This window comes from Campylobacter concisus ATCC 51562 (genome assembly GCF_000466745.1).
Classification (GTDB): Bacteria; Campylobacterota; Campylobacteria; order Campylobacterales; family Campylobacteraceae; genus Campylobacter_A; species Campylobacter_A concisus_B.
Genome location: NZ_ANNI01000003.1, coordinates 332957 through 353246 on the forward strand (window position 1 = coordinate 332957; position 20290 = coordinate 353246).

Below are 20290 nucleotides of genomic sequence, written 5' to 3' on the forward strand. Positions count from 1 at the left end.
TTTAATTTTTAAATTTCACTCATAAATTTTAAAGCCAACATAAGTTATAATCGCGAGAAATTTTAACAAAAAGGTTCTTATGAAAAGACTTGCTATCGCTTTTTCTGGCCCTTCAAATAGCGGAAAAACGACTCTTATTTTAAAGGTAGCAAAAAAATTTATAGATGATGGTTTGAAAGTCGCGATAGTAAAGCATGATCCAGGCGACAAGGCCAAATTTGATGTTGAAGGCAAGGATAGCTTTAGATTTTCTCAAACTGGAGCAGATGTGGTGGTGATGAGTCCGACTAGAACAACTTATTTTTCACAAAAACCACAAGAAATTAACGATGTCATTAAAATGCTAGGCGAGTTTGATATGCTCTTAGTTGAGGGTTTAAAGACGCTTCCACTACCAAGGTTAAGTGTTTTTAAAGATGAAATAGATGAAAAATATCTTAGCTTTTCAGATGCGATCGCAACATACAAAAAACAAATTCCTTACGAGATAAAAAATATAAATTTAGACGATATAGACGCTATTTGTGCGTGGATAATCAAAAATGCAAAGGCTGTATAATGCAAGAATTAAACCAAATTTTTAACACCATAAAAGAGATCGCAAAAGAGATAAGCGAAGTGATAAAATATGCCGATCTTGGCTACACAACTCACGAAAATGCAACCGGAGACACACAGCTAAAGCTTGACGTAAAGAGCGACGAGATCATCACAGCTAAATTTAAGGAGCTTTCCTGCGTAAAAGCGCTAATTAGCGAAGAGAAAGAGGACGAGCTTGAGATAAATAAAAATGCTAAATTTATAATCGCTTACGATCCACTTGATGGCTCAAGCTTAGTTGATGTAAATTTTGCCGTTGGCTCGATCTTTGGTATCTACGAAAATGAAGTAAAGCCAGAAAATTTAATAGCCGCAGCTTACAGCATATATGGCCCAAGACTTGAGCTTGTAATTACTGAGAAAAAGGGCGCTTTGCCTAAATTTTATAGGCTTGGCAAAGATGGCGAGTTTAAATTTGTAAAAGAGCTTGAGCTAAAAGAAAAAGGCAAGCTAAACGCCACAGGAGCCACACAAAAAGGCTGGAGCCAAACGCATAGAAATTTTATAAATGAGCTATTTAACGAGGGCTACAGGCTAAGATACTCAGGTGCGATGGTGAGCGATCTGCATCAAATTTTACTAAAAGGTGGCGGTCTTTTTAGCTACCCAGCAACGAGCGATCATCCAAACGGCAAACTAAGAGTAGTCTTTGAAGTGTTGCCATTTGCCTTCATATATGAAAACGCAAAGGGCGCAACGACAAACGGCAAAAACCGAACGCTTTTTGATATAAAAATAGAAAAAATTCACCAAACAACGCCATGCTTTTTTGGCTCACGTGATGAAATTTCTCTTTTACATAAATTTTACGAGCAAAAATAATGCAAGAAACACAAGCAAGCGAGTCACTTGACGCATTTGAACTAGCCTTAAAGCAAAAAGCAAAAATTTTGCAAGAGTGCCAAAGCCAAAAAGGGCAAAAAAGCTGCTTTAACTGCGAAGTATTTTTTGACTGCGAGACAAGAAAAGAGTACGTAAATAGCTGCTACAACTCGATGTCAAAGGGCAATACTGGCAGCGATGGCGGATTTGATTTTTAAAATTAAAGGAAAAATATGAAAGAAAAAGCTTATATAACGACCCCAATATACTATGTAAACGACGTGCCACACATCGGCCATGCCTACACGACTATCATCGCTGATACGCTTGCTAGATTTAACCGCTTGCAAGGCAAAGAGACCTACTTTATGACGGGCACAGACGAGCACGGACAAAAGATCGAGCAGGCAGCTCGTGCTAGAGGCAAGACTCCAAAAGAATATGCTGACGAGATCAGTGCGAAATTTAGGTCACTTTGGGATGAGTTTGAGATAAGCTACGATCATTTTATAAGAACGACCGACGAAGAGCATAAACAAACCGTACAAAATGTCTTTGAAAAGATGCAAGCAAATGGCGACATTTACAAAGGTGAATATGAGGGATTTTACTGCGTTAGCTGCGAGACATTTTTCAATCAAAGAGACCTGCTAGAAGACAATCACTGTCCAGACTGCGGCCGCGTGACGTCTTTGGTCAAAGAAGAGAGCTACTTTTTCAAGCTTTCAAAATATGAAGACGCGCTTTTAAAATGGTATGAAAATGACGAGCTTTGCGTCATCCCAAAAGGTAAGAAAAACGAGGTCGTAAGCTTTGTAAAAGGTGGACTAAAAGATCTTTCAGTAACAAGAACGAGCTTTGACTGGGGCATAAAGCTACCAAAGAGCGCAAACGATGAAAAGCACGTTATGTACGTCTGGCTTGACGCGCTTATAAACTACCTAACAACACTAGGATATTCAAGAGATGACGCTAGAATGGATCTTTGGCCATATACTACTCACATCGTTGGCAAAGATATTTTACGCTTTCACGCAGTTTACTGGCCGGCATTTTTGATGAGTCTTGGATTGCCATTACCAAAACATGTAGCAGCGCATGGCTGGTGGACCATAAATGGCGAAAAGATGAGCAAAAGTAAGGGTAATGTTATAAACCCAAGAGAGGTTGCAAATGCTTACGGACTTGAAAATTTCAGATACTTTTTGCTTAGAGAGGTGCCGTTTGGGCAAGATGGCGATTACAGCCAAAAGGCTTTGATTGAGCGTATAAACTCAGAACTTGGCAACGGACTTGGCAACCTGCTAAGCCGCATTGTTGGCATGAGTGCAAAGTATAGCGACTATAAAATCGACTCAAAAGATGTACTCAAATTTCATAAAGCCGAGCTTGATGAGGCGAAGGGCTGCCTTGATGAGGCTATTAAAAATTTAGAAAATTTAGCGACAAACCGCTATTTAGAGGATCTTTGGAAAGTCGTAACGCTTGCAAATGCAGCCGTTGCGAAGTATGAGCCATGGTCGCTTATCAAAGCTGGCAAAACTGACGAGGCAAACGCGCTTGTAGCACTTTGTGCGAATTTGCTAGCAAAAGTGGCGATACTGCTTAGTCCAGCCATGCCAAAAACTTGTGCTAAGATAGCTGACACGCTTGGCTTTAGCATAGATACGGCATCTTATGAAAGTCTTGTTTTGAAAAATGAAATTTCAAATTTTGTAGCAAAAGCTACCGAGCCGCTATTTCCAAGGATAGAAAAAGAGCTAATGAGCGAGGCAAATGAGCCAAAGGTTGAGGCAAAAGCTGAGCCAAAAGAGGAGAAAAAAGAGGACGAAATCATTAGCATTGATGACTTTGCAAAGGTAGTGATAAAAGTAGGCGAAGTGCTAGAGTGCGAGAGAGTCGAGGGTAGTGAGAAACTGCTTAAATTTAAGATAGATCTTGGCGAGGGGCAGCCGCGTCAAATTCTTTCTGGAATCGCCAAATACTACGAGCCTAGCTCACTTATTGGCAAACAAGTTTGCGTTTTAGCAAATTTAAAAGAGCGAACGATGATGAAAAAATATGTCTCACAAGGCATGATCCTAAGCGCATCTGATGGCTCGCTAACGCTTCTTGGTACGCAAGGCAAAGTTAAAAATGGTGCGATCGTTGGCTAAATGACAATAGAAAATTTAACACGCCTAATAAATGCCGAGGCTCTAAACGCGCCGACGATAACTAGCGTAAGCGAGTTTGTTTTCGAGCTAAAGCATGTAAGACGTGGCTTTGCGTATATTTGCTTAAACGCGAACGATAGCGACATAGAAACAGCGATTAAACAAGGCGCATACGCCATAATTAGCGAAGATAATGTGCCAATTATCGACAAAGAGATCGCCTTTTTAAAAGTTAGTAGCTTACAGACCGCCATGATAAAACTCATGAGATTTGAGGCTACTCACAAAGATTTAAAATTTTGCGCCGTAAATCCTTTTATAAATGACTTTTTAGAAAAATCAAAACTTGGCTCTAACGCACACGTCATGTCAAAAAATATCACTGAGCTTTTTAATCAAATTTTTCACGCAAAAGTCTTTGATGTCTTTTTCGGCGATGATACAAGAACACTTCAGCGAATATCGCCTCTTTTTGAGACCATTTACACAGATACGACTATGCGCGAGATAAATCCAAGCTCGATATTTTTTACAAGCACAGTCTTTAAGCAAACATACTATCAAAACTTAAACATACCACGAGTTTTTGCTGGGATGTTTTATGGGCTTTTAAAATTTCTTGATAGCAATAAAATTTCATTTAAGCCTTACGAAGGTAGGATTCACGGGCATTTTGATCCGATTTTTATAGATAAAAATTTTCTTCCTACTAGTTTTGGAAATAGCTTTAGAGCCATAATTACTGAAAGCGATGAAGATTTATACATAAGCCAAAGTATATTTTTAAATAAAAAATTTAGCCATGATGAGATAAAAATTTGCTTACCAGAAGGCTCGCTATTAAAAGTACAAAACGCAATCTACTTTAAAAATTTAAGCGAGATAAAAAAGCTTAAAAATTTTATCTATATATTGATTTTATGCCAAAAAGAGGAGCTTTTAGAAGAGCTTCACAAAACATCTGAAGAAAATCTACTCTTTTAAATTTTTATTATTTATAAGATCAATTAGCCTAACATCCTCACTTCTTACGATTAGACTTTTAGGCAGCTCAAATTTCTTGATAACCTCGCACTCTTTTTCTCTCATTTCGCCATCATCTTTTTCATGATCAAATCCCAAGATATGAAGTAATCCATGTGTAAAAAGTAGTGCGGTTTCGGCCTCTTCACTATGATTTAGCTCAGTGGCTTTCTCTTTTACCATATCTTTGTTTATAACGATTGAGCCAAGTGGGGCGTGAATGACAAGTTCAAGCGGAAAGCTTAAAACATCTGTCGTTTTATCAATGCCTCGCTCAGTTTTATTTAGTTCTCTCATTTCTTCCTTATTGACAAAAACTAGCTCGATTTCTCCTAGCGTCAAATATTCACAAATTTCATCTAAAATTTTTGGATAGCTCTCTTCGCAAAGTATCATTTTAGGCTCTTTCCTTAGTAACTTTTTGTATAATTCTAGCAAAAATAAAAGGCAAAATATGAAAAAAGCGGTTTGTATAATGAGTGGCGGCATGGATAGTACGCTTTGTGCTGTAATGGCAAAAAAGGCTGGATATGATATCGTAGCGCTTCATTTTGACTATGGCCAAAGAACGATGAAACGCGAAAAACGTGCATTTAACGAAATTTGCGAAAGACTAGGTATTACAAAAAAGATGAGTTTAGATGTTAGCTTTATTGCCCAAATAGGCGGAAATTCTTTAACCGATGAAAGCTTGCAAATAAGAAAAGATGGAGTAGAAAAAGATGTACCAAATACTTACGTGCCTTTTCGAAATGGCATTTTTATCTCGGTCGCTGCCGCACTTGCTGAAAAAGAAAATGCACAAGCTATATATATCGGTGTCGTAGAAGAAGATAGTTCAGGCTATCCTGACTGCAAAGAAAGCTTCATAAAAAGCATAAACGAGGCTATAAATTTGGGTACATCGCCTAGTTTCTCATGTGAGATAATTACTCCACTTGTAAATTTAAGTAAGGCTGACATCGTAGCAAAATCTCTTGAGCTTGGCTCGCCGCTAGAGCTAACCTGGAGCTGCTACGAGAGCGATGACGAGGCATGCGGACTTTGCGATAGCTGCAGACTAAGGCTAAATGGCTTTAAAAAGGCAAACGCCACTGATAAAATCGCATATAAAAATCAAAAATTTTCCTTATGAGTCTCTAAAACAAGGGCATTTAGTAAATTTAAAGATATATCAACGTTTAGACTCTTGCTACCTATCAAAAACATAAATTCTTAGTCAAGCTTGCCAAAATTTAATAAAGAAGATTAAAAAGTAGTTAATAAATTTAGCCAAGGGTACAGTAAAAACTTCTAAGTCAGTGGTCACTACCACGGCTTTTTAGTGATCTTATTTTTTCTTATTATCTTGTTTTTTATTTTGATCGCTTTGGATTTTTTCTAAATTTATATATCCCATTTCAACGAGTTTATTATAAATTTGAGCGATTTTTGGCCCAGCCGCACTTCCACCATGGCCACCATGCTCGATAACCATTGTAATGACATATTGCGGATCTTCATAAGGCGCATATGTAGTCATCCACGCATGAGATCTTTGTAAATACGCCATATCCTCTTCTTTCATACGTTTCTTTTCAGTTTGAGAAATTCCAACGACCTGGGCAGTACCGGTCTTTGCAGCAACTTTAACTAGGCTTCCAATAAAATGCCTATTTGCCGTGCCTCTTGGGTGATTTGCCACTTCATACATTGCATGCCTAATGGCTGGTAACTGTGATTTCTCAAACGGCGTAAAAGCATCATCTGTTGGTGTAAAATCAACATCCTTGTCATCAATGCTCTTTAAAAAATGTGGAGTCACATTTAGCCCAGTTGCAAGGCCTGCTGTATATTTTGCCACTTGCATAGGCGTGACTAAGAAATTTCCCTGGCCGATAGAAGTGATGAGAGTCTCACCTTGAAACCATGCTTTACCATACTTCCTCATCTTCCACTCTCTGCTTGGCAAAGTCCCCACAAACTCATTTGGCAAATCAACCTCGGTTTTTCTACCAAATCCCATACGCTCAAGTATCGGCACGATAGCGTCAATCCCTATCTTTTGACTACCTTTATAAAAATAATCATCACAGCTCTCTCTAATTGCCGTATTCATATTAACATTTCCATGTCCGTGAGAGTTCCAGCAGCGGAATTTACGCCCTCCAAGCTCATACGAGCCACTACAAAAAAAGCTATCGTATTTGCTCATGCCATTATCCAAAAACGCAAGTGCCATACCCATTTTTACGACAGATCCTGGCGGATAAAGGCCGTTTATTAGCTTATTTGTAAAAGGATGATCGACATTTTTTACAAGCTCTTCCCATTCAGGCTGAGAAATTCCAAGCACAAATGGGTTTAGATCGTACTCTGGAAAGCTACCAGCAGCTATGATAGCACCGTCTTTTAGACTCATAACTATGACGCTTCCTGCATCCTTACCAAAGACATCAGCGACAAACTGCTGAAGCTCAAGATCGACTGCAAGCTTGATATTTTGACTTTGTGGTGCTTGATAGTTTATCTGTTCGATCTCTTCATTTAAGGCATTTACCTTTATCTTTTTAAAACCCTGAATTCCTTGTAAGATCGGATTATAAAACCGTTCCACGCCACTTCTTCCAATATAATTTGTAAGCTTTGTCAAAGGATCATTATCCATATCTTTTTGATTTGCCCTACCGACATAGCCGATGATGTGAGAAGCTAGATCGTTATACGGATAGTGGCGTTTTGAAGCGGGCCTTATCTCTAAATTTTCACGCAAAGAAAGTGATGCAAAAAATGGCAAAAATTTATCATAATCAATAAATTCAACCACATTTATAAAATCTTGGTTATAAGCTGAGTCATTTTTTATGTATTCATTTTTAAGCTTTGTGACATTTAGATCACTAAATAGTGAGCCAATGTAAGCTAGCTCATCATCTAAAATTTTTACTTTTTTATTGGCGCTTAAATGAGGTCTAATGGATACTGAAAAGCCAAGACGATTAACAGCCATTGGCTTATCATGTGCATCAAAGATGATACCCCTAACTGGCGGAATATAAATAGTCTTTATCGCGTTTTGTTCTGCGATCTCGTTGTAGTAAGTATTTGAGTTGATGCTTAGGTGATAAATTCGTCCCAAAAGTATAATCCAAAAAAGAGCGATCACACTAAAGACGATGCGCATCCTCATAGCACTTTATCCCTAAAAAGAACGATAGCAAGGATACTTTCAAATGCTATAAAAAATAGATATTCAGATGAAAATGCTAAATTTTGCTCATTTAAAACGTAAGCAAATAGATTATTTACAAGAAATGTTAAAGTATATCCAGCTGCTACAAAGATGATAAGTAGGCAGTTTCGCCACTTCATCGTGGTATAGAGCCAGTCTAAAATAAAATTATAAAAAAGCAAAAATGCAATAATCGTTGAAAAAAGATGAAATCCATGGATTTGCTCAGCAAATATTATAAAAATTATCGCAAAGTACCAATTGTGCTTAAACTCGTCGTATTGCTTTTGTTTTCTTGAATACTCCAAAATCATATAAGTAAAAAAAATACCAATGAGTGGTGGCAAAAAGCCAAATTGCGTAGTTGCGATCTCGTATGAGAATAAAAAAACAGCCCACCAAAATTCTTTAAAAATTTTAACATCTAAGCTGCTTATGGTTTGCATTTTATCTACCAAGAGCGTTATTTATGATAGCTTCTCTAGCCTTTTCGATACCGCTTTTATTAAGAGTTGAGACCAAGATACCACTTGGGTCAAATTTCATTACCGCACTCTTTTGGCTTTGATTTAGCTTATCACTTTTTGTATATAAATTTAAGATTTTCTGATCAGCCCTTAAAAAGCTTTTTAGATAAGCATCCACATTTACGTCTATATCTAAATCAAAATGCCTAGCATCAATTAGATGTATAAAAAGTCTTATGTCGCTTCTAAATTTCAAAAACTCATCTAAATTTTTACGCCATTCATCATGCTTTGACTTTGCCACTTTTGCATAGCCAAAGCCTGGCAAATCAACCAAAATGAGCTTAAATTTATCTTTTTCTTCCTGCTCATCTTTTTGCTCACAAAACTCGGCCTCAAAGAAATTTATAAGCTGCGTTTTGCCGGGAGTTGATGAGCTTTTGGCTAAATTTTTTTGATTTACAAGTGTATTTATGAGGCTACTTTTACCAACATTTGATCTCCCCAAAAAGACGACTTCGCTTGTTACGAAGCTTGGAGCCTCTTTTATACTTGGACTTGATGTGATAAATTTAGCACCTAGTGGCCTTATCACTTATCTTTTTCCTCTACCTGAAAGATAAACTTAACAGGCTTTTTCTCATCACTATTTACACTATATGTGCCATCTTTTTGGTTGACAACTATCTTTTCACCATAAACATTCTTATCAGTTTCTACCTCATGCAAATAGCCATTTCCACTAACAGTATAGACCTGTTTTGCTGGCTCGTATGTAAGAGTATTGCCTTTGCCATCGTAGTGCTTATCTTTTATAAAAATTTTTGCTCTAGCATTGCCAGTGGCCACATATTTTATAGGTTGACGTTTTTTGTCAAAATAGACGACCACTTTGTCTGCCTTAAGCTCATCAAATGAGCCCTTTTTGATATTTACATTACCTATAAATTCACTAGTTTGCTTATTCTCATCTGCAAAAAAATCATTTGATGTGATCTCGACTTGCTCTGCATTTAAAAATGTAAAACCCAATATCACCGCTAAAATCGCTGATTTTCTTCTACCCATGCCCTTAACCCTTTTACCTGCGTTTGTTTTTTAGCAAGATCATAGCTTCCACTCTCGCCCAGTGCCTTATCATTATTTCTTATGAGCGTGAAATTTGCTTCAGATCTTACTATTTTTGTTTTTGTTCCATATATCACTTCGTCACTTATAAATCTCAAACTATCGTTGTTTTCATAGTTCGCATTCTTTTGAAAGATGATTTCGTCATTTTGTGAGATTGCTTTGTCTGAGCTTAAAAAATGTTTTAAATTTCCTCTTAAAATTTTTGCCTTAAAACTCAAAAACTCATCTTTATCATTGTATCTATTTAGCTCGTCAGCCTCGTATACTCCGCTTATTTTCGTGGAATTTATCTCATAATCTATCACATCATTTATCTGCATATTTGATATCTTTGTGTCGATCTTTAAAACATTTGCAAGGTATGGATCTTGAGCTGCCAAAAATATCATCACGACACTAAAAATGGCCACGACGAAGTAGAAAATTTTTACAACCAACGCTTCGACCACTCGTCATATAAATTTTCTGATTTTATAATAAGCTCGATCATCTCTCTAACCGCGCCATTGCCACCTTTGTGCTTTAGTTTTGTCTTTACATCAAGCTCTTTTATCGCGTCTTTTGGCTTAAAGCTCCAAGCAACTGCATTTAAAATTTTATAGTCATTGTAGTCATCGCCGATAGCTGCTGCGTTTTTAAAGCTAAGCCCTTCAAATTTTAATATCTCACTCGCCACTTCAAATTTATTACCAACACCTTGATAGACGTGATTTATCTTTAGATCCTCAGCCCTTCGCTCAACGATGGCTGACTTTCTGCCAGTTATGATAGCTACTTTTTTGCCAAGCTTTAGCCAGCTTTCTATCGCGTAGCCGTCTTTTACATCAAAAAATTTAAGCTCTTCGCCGTTTGCATTGTAGATGATCTTGCCATCAGTCAGGCAGCCATCAACATCTAAAAATATAATCTCTATCATAAAACACCCTTTGTGCTTGGCGTGCCTATCCTTGCGTTTTTAGCAAGTGCTCTACGAAGTGCTACGGCAAATGATTTAAACGTTGCTTCGATGATGTGGTGAGTGTTTTTACCGCGAATTTGATTTAAATGAAGCGTGATACCAGAATTTATAGCAACTGCCCTAAAAAACTCCTCCACAAGCTCAGTGTCAAACTCCCCTACTTTGGCGTTTTCATTAAAATTTTCATAGACAAGATAGGCTCTATTGCTAAGATCTAGTGCACAAAAAACAGCCGCCTCATCCATAACAACGCTTGCCTCGCCAAATCTCTCAACGCCGCTTAGTGGATACAAGGCCTCTTTTAAAAGCTGACCCAAAACTATGCCAACATCCTCAACGCTGTGGTGAAAATCCACATGCGTGTCGCCCTTGCATGAAATTTCAAGATCAAGCAAAGAATGCTTTGTAAAAGCTTCAAGCATATGGTCAAAAAAACCAATACCTGTGCTTATCTTTGCAACCCCAGAGCCATAAATTTTAAGCTTCATTGAGATTTGTGTCTCTTTTGTATTTCTAGTTAGTTCTAAAATTTCTTCTCTCACGCCCTAACCTCTTACTATAAATGCACCTTGGAATTTACCGCTTCTTGCATAATCCCTGGCCTCGTCTTCACTTCTAAAGCCATTTAAAAATACTCTATAAATGGTAGATCCATCTATAGTAAATGTCCTAACTACCGACTTATAGCCATCTATGCTTTGATGCTCTCTTTGATATCTGTTTGCACCCTCGAGGTTTTTAAATGAGCCAATTTGCACCATAAAATCTCCACCTACGACCCGTTGCTCTGACGAAATAATAATGCCTCCAGTTGGAGCTGTCGGAGAGACTGGATTTGGCACTTTTATACCAGTACTTGTTGGTTTTGTTTGAGTATTAATGCTTGCAATAGCATTAATATCTTCATTAAAGCCTATGACTTCCATACTGACTGGAGCCGTGCCTGTACCGATAATATCAAGTTTAGTTGCAGCCGCCTTTGAAAGGTCTAAAACCCTATCAGCCACAAAAGGTCCGCGATCGTTTACACGCACAATGACGCTTTTTTGATTTCTTAAATTTGTTACCTTAAGGATCGTATTCATCGGCAAAGTTTTGTGTGCTGCAGTCATGTTGTACATATTATAAATTTCGCCGTTTGAGGTTGTTTTACCATGAAAATTTGGACCATACCAGCTTGCCGTGCCACTTGCCTTATCGCCCACGCTTACAACGGTTGGGTAGTATGTTTTGCCATTTATCGTGTAAGGTCTCATTGTTGCTTTTTGGATAGAAGCTGAGTTATTGCCCTTTACATTAGTTGGGCCACTTGGTGTAAATGGTGCCCCATTCCAAGAGCAACCAGTAACTAGAAGAGTAAAACTTAGTCCTATATAAAATTTTAGGCTCTTATGGTATGACAATATTTGCTCCAACATTTAAATTTGAACTAGCAAAAGAATTTGCATCTTTTAAATCTTTTTCACTCACATTAAATTTTTTAGATAAAGAAGCTATCGTGTCACCAGTTTGGACTATATAGTTTTGAGATTTATTTTGGGCAGAAAATGGAATAATTAGTTTTTGATTATAGCTTACGGCATTTGTGCTAAGCTCGTTGTAGTCCTTGATCGCTCTATGACTAACACCTGTTTTTTTAGAGATAGAAAGTAGTGTTTCGCCTTTTTTTACAACATAGGCATAAAAATTGTTTTTACCATTAAATGGCTTGAAATTTTCTGCAAAAAGCTGCTTTTTATTTTCAGGGATATAAACATAATAATCTTTTAGAGTTGGTGGAGTAAATACAAATTTTAAGTGCGGATTGTTGTTTTTCATTTTTTTTGTACTAAGGCCGATACTATCGCCTATTTGAGCTAAATTTGTACCGCCTGGAACTTTTACTTTTACAAGCTTTAGTCCTCCGTTTATATTCAATAAAGATGAATCTTTAGACATCAAGAAGTCCGCGTCTTTTGCGGTATATGCTGCTCTTAAAATTTTAATAACAAAATTTCTAGTTTCAGCTGGAAGGTATTTTTTCTCAGCATCAAGAAGTGTTACAAGATCATCTGTGCCAGCTTTTTGTATGGCTCTTTTTAAGGCTCCATCGCCGCAGTTATAGGCCATAGCTGCTAGATACCACTTGCCAAATTGATTTTTAAGCGACTTTAGATAATTTGTAGCTGCAATAGTAGACTCTACTGGATCTTTTCTCTCATCGACATACTGTCCTACCTTTAGACCATGCAGTCTAGCCGTTTGCTCCATAAACTGCCACATGCCAGTAGCTTTTGCGTTTGAGACTGTGTGATTTGAAAAGCCTGATTCTATCATAGCTAGATAAAAGAATGACTCAGGTACGCCTGATTTTTTGATCTGCTCTTTTACCATCGGTATATACATATAACCATTTTTTAGGGCTTCTGTAAATGTTTCAAGTTGCGATTGTTTGATACCTTGCCTCATCTTTGCATAGTGAGAAGTCTTCATAAAGCCAGCGTCAATATCCAGCTCTTTTAAAATTTTTACCTGAGTGTCGTATGAGCTTTTTTCAGGTGTATTTGCTAGTAGCAAGGTACTACATGCAAACATTAAAAATATTTTAAGCATTGCTTTCATTTCTATCCTTTTTCGTGTCAAAACTTAAGATGCTAGCATCTTAAACAAGTGCAACGCTCAAAATTTAAGCAAAGCACTTAAACAACCTTTTGGCATTATTTGAAGTTTTTTCACAAACAACTTCAAACTCAAGGTTTAAAATTTCAGCTATCTTTTTAGCAACAAATGTCGTAAACGCCGGCTCATTTCTCTTACCGCGATTTGGTTCTGGCGTGAGATAAGGAGCGTCAGTTTCAATAACTATCCTATCAAATGGGATTTTTGGCAAAATTTCGACTAAATTTTTAGCATTTTTAAATGTTAAAACACCGCCTATGCCAAAGTAAAAATTCCCAAATTTACAAAGCTCTAAAAGAAGTGGCGAAGCATTATAGCAGTGCAAAATTGCTCCAGCTTCAAGCTTTGGTGCATACTCTTTTAAGATATTAAAAGAGTCCTCATTAGCCTCCCTAATGTGAAGAATAACGGTTTTTTTTAACTCAACAGCTAAATCAAGTTGAGCTAAAAAAATACGTTTTTGATTCTCTTTTTCTTTTATCTTTTCATTTTCATCTTTTGGCAAGCGAAAGTAGTCAAGACCGCATTCACCAATCGCCACACACTTTTCATCTTTAGCAAAATTTCTTAAAATTTCAATGCTAAAACTCTCTTTATCATATGGATGAACTCCAGCGGCAAAGAAAATGTCAGAATTTTCACGCGCTATTTTAGCCGCTTTTGGTAAATCATTGATATCAGCTCCCGGGATAATAAAGCCTTTTAGCCCTAAATTTCTAGCTTCGTCTAAAATTTTATCAAGATCAGGATCATAAACTTTACTATCCAAATGACAATGTGTATCTATAATCATAAAGCTATTTCTACTCTATTTCTACCATTTTCTTTTGCGGTGTAAAGTACTGAATCGCAAGCTTCAAGCATATCGTCTATCTCGCAATGCCCATTGCCAAAAGATACGCCTATTGATATAGTAACTTTTACTTTTTCCTTTTTTATAGTTACTTTATTTTCAGCTACTTTGGCTCGCAAATTTACAAAAAATTTAACAGCTTCTTCTTTATTTATCTTTTTAAGGACAACGCAAAATTCTTCGCCACCAAATCTAGCAACGATGTCACTTCCTTTTGTGTTGTCATTTAAAATTTTTGCGATTGATTTTAGTACCTTATCTCCACCATCATGGCCATATGTATCATTTATCTTCTTAAAATAATCAACATCAATCATTGCAAAAGCATAAGGCTCATTGGTCTCTTCAGCTGCTTGGATATACTCTTCCACGTCGGAATAAAAAAATCTTCTATTATAAACTCCGGTCAAGAAGTCACGATTTGCAAAATTTGCTATCTTATTTATATTTTCCATCGCTTCAATCGTATTATTAACACGGCATATTAGCTCTTCTTTTGAAAATGGTTTTGCTATAAAATCGCTCGCACCATTTTTTAAAAATATTGACGCGTCAGTCTTTTCGCTAGGAGATGTCATAACGATTACGCCAAGACTATTTTTATCTTTTTCTTTTCTAACCTCTTTTAAAACTTCAAGACCGTCTTTTACCGGCATTCTATAATCAGTTATTATAAGATTTATATCAGGATTATCCGCAAAATAGTTCATTGCCTCTTCGCCGTGAGCTGCGGCCAAAACCTTAAACTGAAGGCTAGTTAATATCTTTTTTATCATATTTCTAAAAGGAAGCGAGTCTTCGACAACCAAAACCTTGTATTGTCTATTTTTGCTCAGTCTATTTATCATTTGAAAGATATAGTTGATATCGTCCATATTTCCTTTATAAACATAATCCACAATATCTTTATTTATGAAATTTTGCCTTGTTTCATCGTCAATGCTACCTGTTAAAACGATAGCCGAAAGCCCTTTGGAAAGCGCATAATCAACAATTTCGCCATTTGGAGCATCTGGCAAATTTAAATCCAAAATAGTCATAAAATAATCTTTGTCATGCTCGCTAATTAATGTCTTAGCCTCGGCAAAACTGTATGCGACATCAATTGTCATATCATCGATAGTCTTTTCCATTTGCATAACAATCAGTTTTGCTAACGCCTTATTATCATCAACTACAAGGATTCTTTCCATATTATTCCTACAAAAATTTTTATCAAATTAGTGGCGATTTTATCAAATAAATTTATTTATAAAGCTTAAATTAATAATTTAAATTAAGCTACTTTAAAAGCCCTTTAGCAAAATTTATTGCTTCTTCGCTTATATGTTCGCCACTTATCATACGCGCAAGCTCGTTTACACGCTCCTCTTTATCGAGCTCTCTTACGACCGAGTTTTCTCCGTGACGTTCTACCAAAAAGTGAGAATTTGCCTTTGAGCTAAGCTGTGGCTGATGTGAAATGGCAAAAATTTGATAAAAATTTGCAAGCTTAAGCAAGACATTTGCGATGCTCATCGCCTCTTTTCCGCTTAAATTTGCATCTATTTCATCTAAAATGATGACATCACCGCCAGTTTTTGTGATCTCACTAGAGGCAGCTATGAAGGCCAGTCTTAGACGGTTTAGCTCGCCTGAACTTAAATTTTTAAGCGAAGTCTCATTTAAATTTAAACAAATTTCATCAACGCCCAAAATATCAAGCTTTTTAGCCTCGATCCTCAGTGTGATATCTGGCATATAAAGCTCTTTTAAGTATAAATTTATCATAGCCTCAAGCTCTTTTAAATTTACGCCCCTGACTCTGCTTAGAATTCCAGCTAGCTCATTTGCCTTTTTGCTTAAAATTTCAAATTTCTTCTCTAGCTCACTCTTTTCAAAGCTTAAATTTTCATATCTGGCAAGCTCTTTTTCCTTTTTATCAAGCGCTTCTAACGCTTCTTCTTCACTGCCATATCGCCTAATGATGGCATTAAGAGCTTCTATTCTATCAAGCACACTCTCCACGTCGATATCGTCAAGCTCCTCCATATTTAAGCTATCTCTTGCGACTCTTAGCTCGTTCATCGCATCTTCAAAAAAGCCATTGTCAAGGTCGCTGATACTTAGCGCCTCATTTACGCTATGCTCTAGCTCAAATATCCGCTCAGCTCTAGCCCACGCCTCATTTATCTTATCCTTTTTACTAAGCCTTTTTTTAGTCTCCATAAGCTCTTCAAACTCGCCTTTTTTAGGCCCCACGCTTCTTATCTTCTCGATCTCAAAGCTAGCAAGCTCCTTTAGCTCCTCGACCTTTTTCTCTTCCTCTTTTATAGTGGCTAGCTCTTTTGAAATTTTAGAAAATTCTAAAAACGCCTCTTCAAATTCTTGTTTTATCTCTTTAAAATTCTCATTTTTTGAAATTTCCAGCCTATCAAGCAAATTTAGGAATTTCTCATTTTCAAACTCGTTTGCCTCTTTTGCCGAGAGATATTTGATGTGCTCACGCGCCACTTGAGCTAAATTTTTCTTTGAAATGGCTTGCTGATTTATAAAATACCTCGTGCTCTTATCTTTTAAAAGCTTGAAAATATTGACCTCTTCGTTTTCTATGCCAAACTCATCAAGCTCAAATTTATGCTCCACGTCAGCTTCTATCAGCCTTGCCTCGCTATCTTTTAGCCCAAAAACAGCCATGATAGCACTCATCAGTACCGACTTGCCAGCGCCGCTAATGCCCGTAAATACACTAAGACCCTCTTTGAAATTTAGCTCGATATTTTTAAAATTTAGATAATCCTTAATCAAAATTCGATCAATCATTATAACCCCAGTGAAGTTTCTCTTTTAAAATTTGAAAATAATCCCTACCAATATGGCGTATCAGCCTAGCTTTTTTGTTGCTAAGGCTCACGCTGACAGCTGAAATTTTACTCATATCAAACCTATCTTGACCATCAAGTACCAAAATCGCATCGCTATTTGTTCTAAATTTAACCGTATGATTTTTCGTAAGCACGACTGGACGCTGTGTAAGTGAGTGCGAGCAGATAGGAGTTACTGTAAAAACTTCGCTTAATGGATAGATAATAGGGCCATTTGCGCTCATGTTATATGCCGTGGTTCCAGCAGGTGTCGCTACTATAACGCCGTCACCAAAATATGAATTAAAATATTTTTCATTTAAAAGTGCCTCGATATGTGTCATCGAACCGCCATTTTTACTAACGATGACTGCATCGTTAAATGCTATCTTTTGCTCGGTTTTGCCATCATTTTTGTGAAGCGCGACGTCAAGCATAAAAGGCATTTCAACCTCAAATTTACCATCAAAAAAGTCTTTAAAAAATTTCTCACTCTCATTAATCATTATGTCGGTTAGAAATCCGAGTCTACCAGCGTGTATACCAAGTATAAGTGGCGAGATGTGAGCTAGCTTTCTACAAGTTGAAATGATCGTGCCATCTCCGCCAAGAGTGATCAAAAATTCGCACTCTTTGGCTAATTTTATAAGCTCAAAACCATTTTTTTCTATGCGCTTAGCACAATTTTTTTCAAGCAAAATTTCTGCGTTATACTTTTTTAAAATTTTTTCTAATTTTTCTAAATCTTGCCTAAATAATGGATAATCTTTAGCAATAAGTCCTACTTTTTTTGTGCAAAAAGTATTAAATTTTTGTTCATTTTTCATGTAAATGATTGTAACATATTTTATTTTAACAAAGCTTTTCAAAAGAAAAAAGCGATTATAATTGCCTAAAAAACATTGCAAAGGAGCATTTTATGCGAAGTCATTATTGCACCGATCTTAGCAAAGCTGACATCGGCAAAGAAGTAATACTTTGTGGCTGGGCAAACACATATAGAGACCATGGCGGTGTTGTTTTCATCGACTTAAGAGACGTTAGCGGGCTTATACAGTTAGTTTGCGATCCGGCTGATAGCAAAGAAGCACATGACGTGGCTGCAAAAGTAAGAGATGAATATGTCTTAAAAGCAAAAGGAAAAGTAAGAGCTAGAGGTGAAGGACTGACCAATCCAAAGCTAAAAACTGGCGAGATAGAAGTGATAGTAAGCGAGCTCATCATCGAAAATCCAAGCGAGCCACTACCATTTATGATAGGTGATGAGAGCGTAAATGAGGACATTAGGCTAAAATACCGCTTTTTAGACCTTAGAAGTGAACGCTTACAAAATATATTTAAAATGCGTTCTCGTGCGGCGATTGCGGCTAGAAATAGCCTAGATAAAATGGGCTTTATCGAGTTTGAAACTCCGGTTTTAACACGCGCAACTCCAGAAGGAGCGAGAGACTACCTAGTGCCAAGCCGTGTATATCCGGGTCAATTTTATGCGCTCCCACAAAGCCCACAGCTATTTAAGCAGCTTTTGATGTGTTCTGGCTTTGATAAATATTTCCAAATCGCAAAATGCTTCCGCGACGAAGATCTAAGGGCTGATCGCCAACCAGAATTTACTCAAATAGATATCGAAATGAGCTTTGTCGAACAAGAAGATATCATAAATATGGCTGAGACGATGCTAAAAGATATATTTAAAGCCTGCGGATACGATATCAAAACACCATTTAGACGCATGAGCTACAAAGAGGCGACTGAGACTTATGGTTCAGATAAGCCTGATCTTAGATACGATCTAAAAATGATCGATGTGATCGATATTTTCGAGCGCTCAAGCAATGAAATTTTTAGCTCTATCGCAAAAGATAAGAAGAAAAACCGCATCAAAGCGCTAAAAGTGCCAAATGGCGACAACATCTTTAGTAAGCGCGAGATGAATAGATTTGAGGAGTTTGTACGTAAATTTGGTGCACAAGGTCTTGGCTACTTCCAAATGAAAGAAGACGGGCTAAAAGGCCCACTTTGTAAATTTTTCGAGCAAAGCGATCTTGACGAGATCGTCTCAAGATGTGAGCTAAAAGTTGGTGACGTTGTATTCTTTGGTGCTGGCAAGAAAAAAGTCGTACTTGATTATATGGGAAGATTTAGAATTTTCCTAGCCGAGCAAATGAATATCATCGATCAAGATAAACTTGAGTTTTTATGGGTGCTTGACTTCCCAATGTTTGAGCAAAATGATGATGGCAGCTACTCTGCTATGCACCATCCATTTACAATGCCAAAAAATATAGACGAGCCTGATCTTGAGGACATCCTTTCTATCGCCCACGACGTCGTGCTAAACGGCTTTGAGCTTGGTGGCGGAAGTATAAGAATTCACAAAAACGATATCCAACAAAAGGTCTTTAAACTTCTTGGCATAGACGAAGAAGAGCAACGTGAGAAATTTGGCTTCTTGCTTGATGCCTTGACATTTGGTGCGCCTCCACATGGTGGTATCGCGATCGGCTTTGACAGGCTAAATATGCTCGTAAATAAAGCAAGCTCGATCCGTGACGTCATAGCCTTCCCTAAAACACAGCGCGCTCAGTGCCCACTAACAAAGGCACCAAGCCACGCCAGTAACGAACAGCTTAGGGAGCTAGGACTAAGGATAAGAGAAAAAGAGCAAAAGGCTTAAAATTTTTTGCAATAAATTTAGGCTTTTAGATGTCTAAATTTGAGTTATTTTATTTAAAGATTAAATTTTTGAGACAAATTTAGATGTTGTGCAGAAAATTTCATCCCAAAGCTAGACATGTAGTCTGATGTAGGGTAAAATTTTCAAACTCATTCAAAGGCACTCAAAAAATATAAAAAAGGGAAAGAATGAAAAATTTATTTTTAATCATCGGCGCTCCAGGCTCCGGCAAAACAACAGACGCATCAATCATCGCACAGCAAGATGAGAAATTTGCACACTTTTCAACTGGCGATCTTTTAAGAGCTGAAGTTGCAAGTGGTAGCGAGCTTGGCAAATTAATAGACGGCTTTATTTCAAAAGGAAATTTAGTCCCACTTGATGTCGTCGTAAATGCGATCGTATCAGCCATCAAAAGCTCAAATAAATCAAACATCATAATCGACGGCTACCCAAGAAGTGTTGAGCAAATGACTGAGCTTGACAAGGTCTTAAGCGAGCAAGATGAAATTTCTCTAAAAGGCGTCATCGAAGTAGACGTTAGCGAAGATGTGGCAAGAGCTAGAGTGCTTGGCCGTGCAAGAGGCGCTGACGATAATAACGAAGTCTTTAACAACCGCATGAAAGTCTATCTTGATCCGATAGTGCCTATCCGTGAATTTTACAGCGAAAAAGAGCTACTTCACGTAGTAAACGGCGAGCGTGGCATAGACGAGATCGTAGCTGATATCAAAAATTTACTAGCTAAACTTTTATAAACTCACAGACCTTGCATCAAAATGTGCAAGGTCCCAAAGAAATATCATTCAAATATACTTATTTTTAATTTTATTTTAAATGTAACTTCCCTACAATTCTAAATTTATTTTTAACAGACCTAAACAAAGATGA

At 37.2% G+C, this 20290-nt stretch carries 22 protein-coding genes; 8 read left to right on the forward strand and 14 right to left on the reverse strand.

Annotation, left to right across the window (positions count from 1 at the left end; genetic code table 11):
- The first annotated feature begins 79 nt into the window (after positions 1 to 79).
- Genes mobB through ATCC51562_RS03040 form a run of 5 tightly spaced genes read left to right on the forward strand, consistent with a single transcriptional unit; the run spans position 80 to position 4562 of the window.
- Positions 80 to 559: a molybdopterin-guanine dinucleotide biosynthesis protein B gene (gene mobB, locus ATCC51562_RS03020; protein WP_021090903.1), complete on the forward strand. Its 480-nt coding sequence runs from the start codon at positions 80 to 82 to the stop codon at positions 557 to 559.
- Positions 559 to 1422: a class 1 fructose-bisphosphatase gene (locus ATCC51562_RS03025; protein WP_021090593.1), complete on the forward strand. Its 864-nt coding sequence runs from the start codon at positions 559 to 561 to the stop codon at positions 1420 to 1422. Before mobB ends, ATCC51562_RS03025 begins: the two co-directional genes overlap by 1 nt.
- A complete protein-coding gene (locus tag ATCC51562_RS03030) occupies positions 1422 to 1640 on the forward strand; it encodes a hypothetical protein (RefSeq protein ID WP_021090564.1) in 219 nt (72 codons plus the stop codon). Before ATCC51562_RS03025 ends, ATCC51562_RS03030 begins: the two co-directional genes overlap by 1 nt.
- Before the next feature lie 15 nt (positions 1641 to 1655).
- Positions 1656 to 3578, forward strand: coding sequence for a methionine--tRNA ligase (gene metG, locus ATCC51562_RS03035; protein ID WP_021090791.1), 1923 nt, complete (start codon positions 1656 to 1658; stop codon positions 3576 to 3578).
- Positions 3579 to 4562, forward strand: coding sequence for a hypothetical protein (locus ATCC51562_RS03040; protein WP_021090657.1), 984 nt, complete (start codon positions 3579 to 3581; stop codon positions 4560 to 4562).
- Here the strand turns inward: ATCC51562_RS03040 and ybeY are convergent.
- A complete protein-coding gene (gene ybeY / locus ATCC51562_RS03045; protein WP_021090574.1) occupies positions 4551 to 4997 on the reverse strand; it encodes an rRNA maturation RNase YbeY in 447 nt (148 codons plus the stop codon). The two genes, ATCC51562_RS03040 and ybeY, sit on opposite strands and share 12 nt — an antisense overlap.
- 25 nt (positions 4998 to 5022) lie before the next feature.
- On the opposite strand from ybeY, the gene queC reads away from it, so the two are divergent.
- Positions 5023 to 5736: a 7-cyano-7-deazaguanine synthase QueC gene (gene queC / locus ATCC51562_RS03050; protein ID WP_258033307.1), complete on the forward strand. Its 714-nt coding sequence runs from the start codon at positions 5023 to 5025 to the stop codon at positions 5734 to 5736.
- A gap of 195 nt (positions 5737 to 5931) precedes the next feature.
- On the opposite strand, the gene mrdA is transcribed toward queC, so the two are convergent.
- From mrdA to ATCC51562_RS03115, 13 genes are all read right to left on the reverse strand, one after another.
- Positions 5932 to 7770, reverse strand: coding sequence for a penicillin-binding protein 2 (mrdA, locus tag ATCC51562_RS03055; protein WP_021090644.1), 1839 nt, complete (start codon positions 7768 to 7770; stop codon positions 5932 to 5934).
- Entirely contained in the window at positions 7767 to 8258 is a 492-nt protein-coding gene (locus ATCC51562_RS03060; protein WP_021090516.1) for a hypothetical protein, read from the reverse strand. Before ATCC51562_RS03060 ends, mrdA begins: the two co-directional genes overlap by 4 nt.
- A 1-nt stretch (position 8259) precedes the next feature.
- Positions 8260 to 8874: a ribosome biogenesis GTP-binding protein YihA/YsxC gene (gene yihA, locus ATCC51562_RS03065; protein WP_021090939.1), complete on the reverse strand. Its 615-nt coding sequence runs from the start codon at positions 8872 to 8874 to the stop codon at positions 8260 to 8262.
- Entirely contained in the window at positions 8871 to 9347 is a 477-nt protein-coding gene (lptA, locus tag ATCC51562_RS03070) for a lipopolysaccharide transport periplasmic protein LptA (protein ID WP_021090473.1), read from the reverse strand. The genes yihA and lptA overlap by 4 nt, the downstream gene beginning before the upstream one ends.
- Positions 9320 to 9859 carry an LPS export ABC transporter periplasmic protein LptC gene (locus ATCC51562_RS03075; RefSeq protein ID WP_230853312.1) on the reverse strand — a complete coding sequence of 180 codons (540 nt, stop codon included), beginning with the start codon at positions 9857 to 9859 and terminating at the stop codon, positions 9320 to 9322. The genes lptA and ATCC51562_RS03075 overlap by 28 nt, the downstream gene beginning before the upstream one ends.
- Entirely contained in the window at positions 9838 to 10326 is a 489-nt protein-coding gene (locus ATCC51562_RS03080) for a KdsC family phosphatase (protein ID WP_021090575.1), read from the reverse strand. The genes ATCC51562_RS03075 and ATCC51562_RS03080 overlap by 22 nt, the downstream gene beginning before the upstream one ends.
- Complete coding sequence (hisB, locus tag ATCC51562_RS03085) at positions 10323 to 10898, reverse strand: imidazoleglycerol-phosphate dehydratase HisB (RefSeq protein ID WP_035167325.1); 576 nt, start codon at positions 10896 to 10898, stop codon at positions 10323 to 10325. Before hisB ends, ATCC51562_RS03080 begins: the two co-directional genes overlap by 4 nt.
- Before the next feature lie 15 nt (positions 10899 to 10913).
- Complete coding sequence (locus ATCC51562_RS03090; RefSeq protein WP_021090717.1) at positions 10914 to 11771, reverse strand: septal ring lytic transglycosylase RlpA family protein; 858 nt, start codon at positions 11769 to 11771, stop codon at positions 10914 to 10916.
- Positions 11758 to 12969: a lytic transglycosylase domain-containing protein gene (locus ATCC51562_RS03095; RefSeq protein ID WP_021090846.1), complete on the reverse strand. Its 1212-nt coding sequence runs from the start codon at positions 12967 to 12969 to the stop codon at positions 11758 to 11760. The genes ATCC51562_RS03090 and ATCC51562_RS03095 overlap by 14 nt, the downstream gene beginning before the upstream one ends.
- 64 nt (positions 12970 to 13033) lie before the next feature.
- The gene (locus ATCC51562_RS03100; RefSeq protein WP_035167227.1) at positions 13034 to 13819 is read right to left on the reverse strand and encodes a TatD family hydrolase; all 786 of its coding nucleotides are present in this window, start codon (positions 13817 to 13819) and stop codon (positions 13034 to 13036) included.
- Positions 13816 to 15072: a diguanylate cyclase gene (locus ATCC51562_RS03105; RefSeq protein WP_021090832.1), complete on the reverse strand. Its 1257-nt coding sequence runs from the start codon at positions 15070 to 15072 to the stop codon at positions 13816 to 13818. Before ATCC51562_RS03105 ends, ATCC51562_RS03100 begins: the two co-directional genes overlap by 4 nt.
- Before the next feature lie 88 nt (positions 15073 to 15160).
- Positions 15161 to 16681, reverse strand: a complete 1521-nt coding sequence (locus tag ATCC51562_RS03110; RefSeq protein ID WP_035167229.1) for an AAA family ATPase — start codon at positions 16679 to 16681, stop codon at positions 15161 to 15163.
- Positions 16674 to 17549, reverse strand: a complete 876-nt coding sequence (locus ATCC51562_RS03115; RefSeq protein ID WP_021090671.1) for an NAD(+) kinase — start codon at positions 17547 to 17549, stop codon at positions 16674 to 16676. Before ATCC51562_RS03115 ends, ATCC51562_RS03110 begins: the two co-directional genes overlap by 8 nt.
- A 92-nt stretch (positions 17550 to 17641) precedes the next feature.
- Here ATCC51562_RS03115 and aspS point away from each other — a divergent pair, with 92 nt between their 5' ends.
- Together aspS and ATCC51562_RS03125 are read left to right on the forward strand one after the other, a co-directional pair.
- Positions 17642 to 19399: an aspartate--tRNA ligase gene (aspS, locus tag ATCC51562_RS03120; protein WP_021091025.1), complete on the forward strand. Its 1758-nt coding sequence runs from the start codon at positions 17642 to 17644 to the stop codon at positions 19397 to 19399.
- 188 nt (positions 19400 to 19587) lie between these two features.
- Positions 19588 to 20157 (forward strand): adenylate kinase, encoded by a 570-nt coding sequence (locus tag ATCC51562_RS03125; RefSeq protein WP_021090638.1) that lies wholly within the window; start codon positions 19588 to 19590, stop codon positions 20155 to 20157.
- Positions 20158 to 20290 lie beyond the last annotated feature (133 nt).

Coding starts and splice junctions, on each gene's coding strand:
- mobB (WP_021090903.1), top strand. CDS start 80: ATGAAAAGACTTGCTATCGCTTTTTCTGGCCCTTCAAATAGCGGAAAA.
- ATCC51562_RS03025 (WP_021090593.1), top strand. CDS start 559: ATGCAAGAATTAAACCAAATTTTTAACACCATAAAAGAGATCGCAAAA.
- ATCC51562_RS03030 (WP_021090564.1), top strand. CDS start 1,422: ATGCAAGAAACACAAGCAAGCGAGTCACTTGACGCATTTGAACTAGCC.
- metG (WP_021090791.1), top strand. CDS start 1,656: ATGAAAGAAAAAGCTTATATAACGACCCCAATATACTATGTAAACGAC.
- ATCC51562_RS03040 (WP_021090657.1), top strand. CDS start 3,579: ATGACAATAGAAAATTTAACACGCCTAATAAATGCCGAGGCTCTAAAC.
- ybeY (WP_021090574.1), bottom strand. CDS start 4,997: ATGATACTTTGCGAAGAGAGCTATCCAAAAATTTTAGATGAAATTTGT.
- mrdA (WP_021090644.1), bottom strand. CDS start 7,770: ATGAGGATGCGCATCGTCTTTAGTGTGATCGCTCTTTTTTGGATTATA.
- ATCC51562_RS03060 (WP_021090516.1), bottom strand. CDS start 8,258: ATGCAAACCATAAGCAGCTTAGATGTTAAAATTTTTAAAGAATTTTGG.
- lptA (WP_021090473.1), bottom strand. CDS start 9,347: ATGGGTAGAAGAAAATCAGCGATTTTAGCGGTGATATTGGGTTTTACA.
- ATCC51562_RS03080 (WP_021090575.1), bottom strand. CDS start 10,326: ATGATAGAGATTATATTTTTAGATGTTGATGGCTGCCTGACTGATGGC.
- ATCC51562_RS03095 (WP_021090846.1), bottom strand. CDS start 12,969: ATGAAAGCAATGCTTAAAATATTTTTAATGTTTGCATGTAGTACCTTG.
- ATCC51562_RS03100 (WP_035167227.1), bottom strand. CDS start 13,819: ATGATTATAGATACACATTGTCATTTGGATAGTAAAGTTTATGATCCT.
- ATCC51562_RS03105 (WP_021090832.1), bottom strand. CDS start 15,072: ATGGAAAGAATCCTTGTAGTTGATGATAATAAGGCGTTAGCAAAACTG.
- ATCC51562_RS03110 (WP_035167229.1), bottom strand. CDS start 16,681: ATGATTGATCGAATTTTGATTAAGGATTATCTAAATTTTAAAAATATC.
- ATCC51562_RS03115 (WP_021090671.1), bottom strand. CDS start 17,549: ATGAAAAATGAACAAAAATTTAATACTTTTTGCACAAAAAAAGTAGGA.
- aspS (WP_021091025.1), top strand. CDS start 17,642: ATGCGAAGTCATTATTGCACCGATCTTAGCAAAGCTGACATCGGCAAA.
- ATCC51562_RS03125 (WP_021090638.1), top strand. CDS start 19,588: ATGAAAAATTTATTTTTAATCATCGGCGCTCCAGGCTCCGGCAAAACA.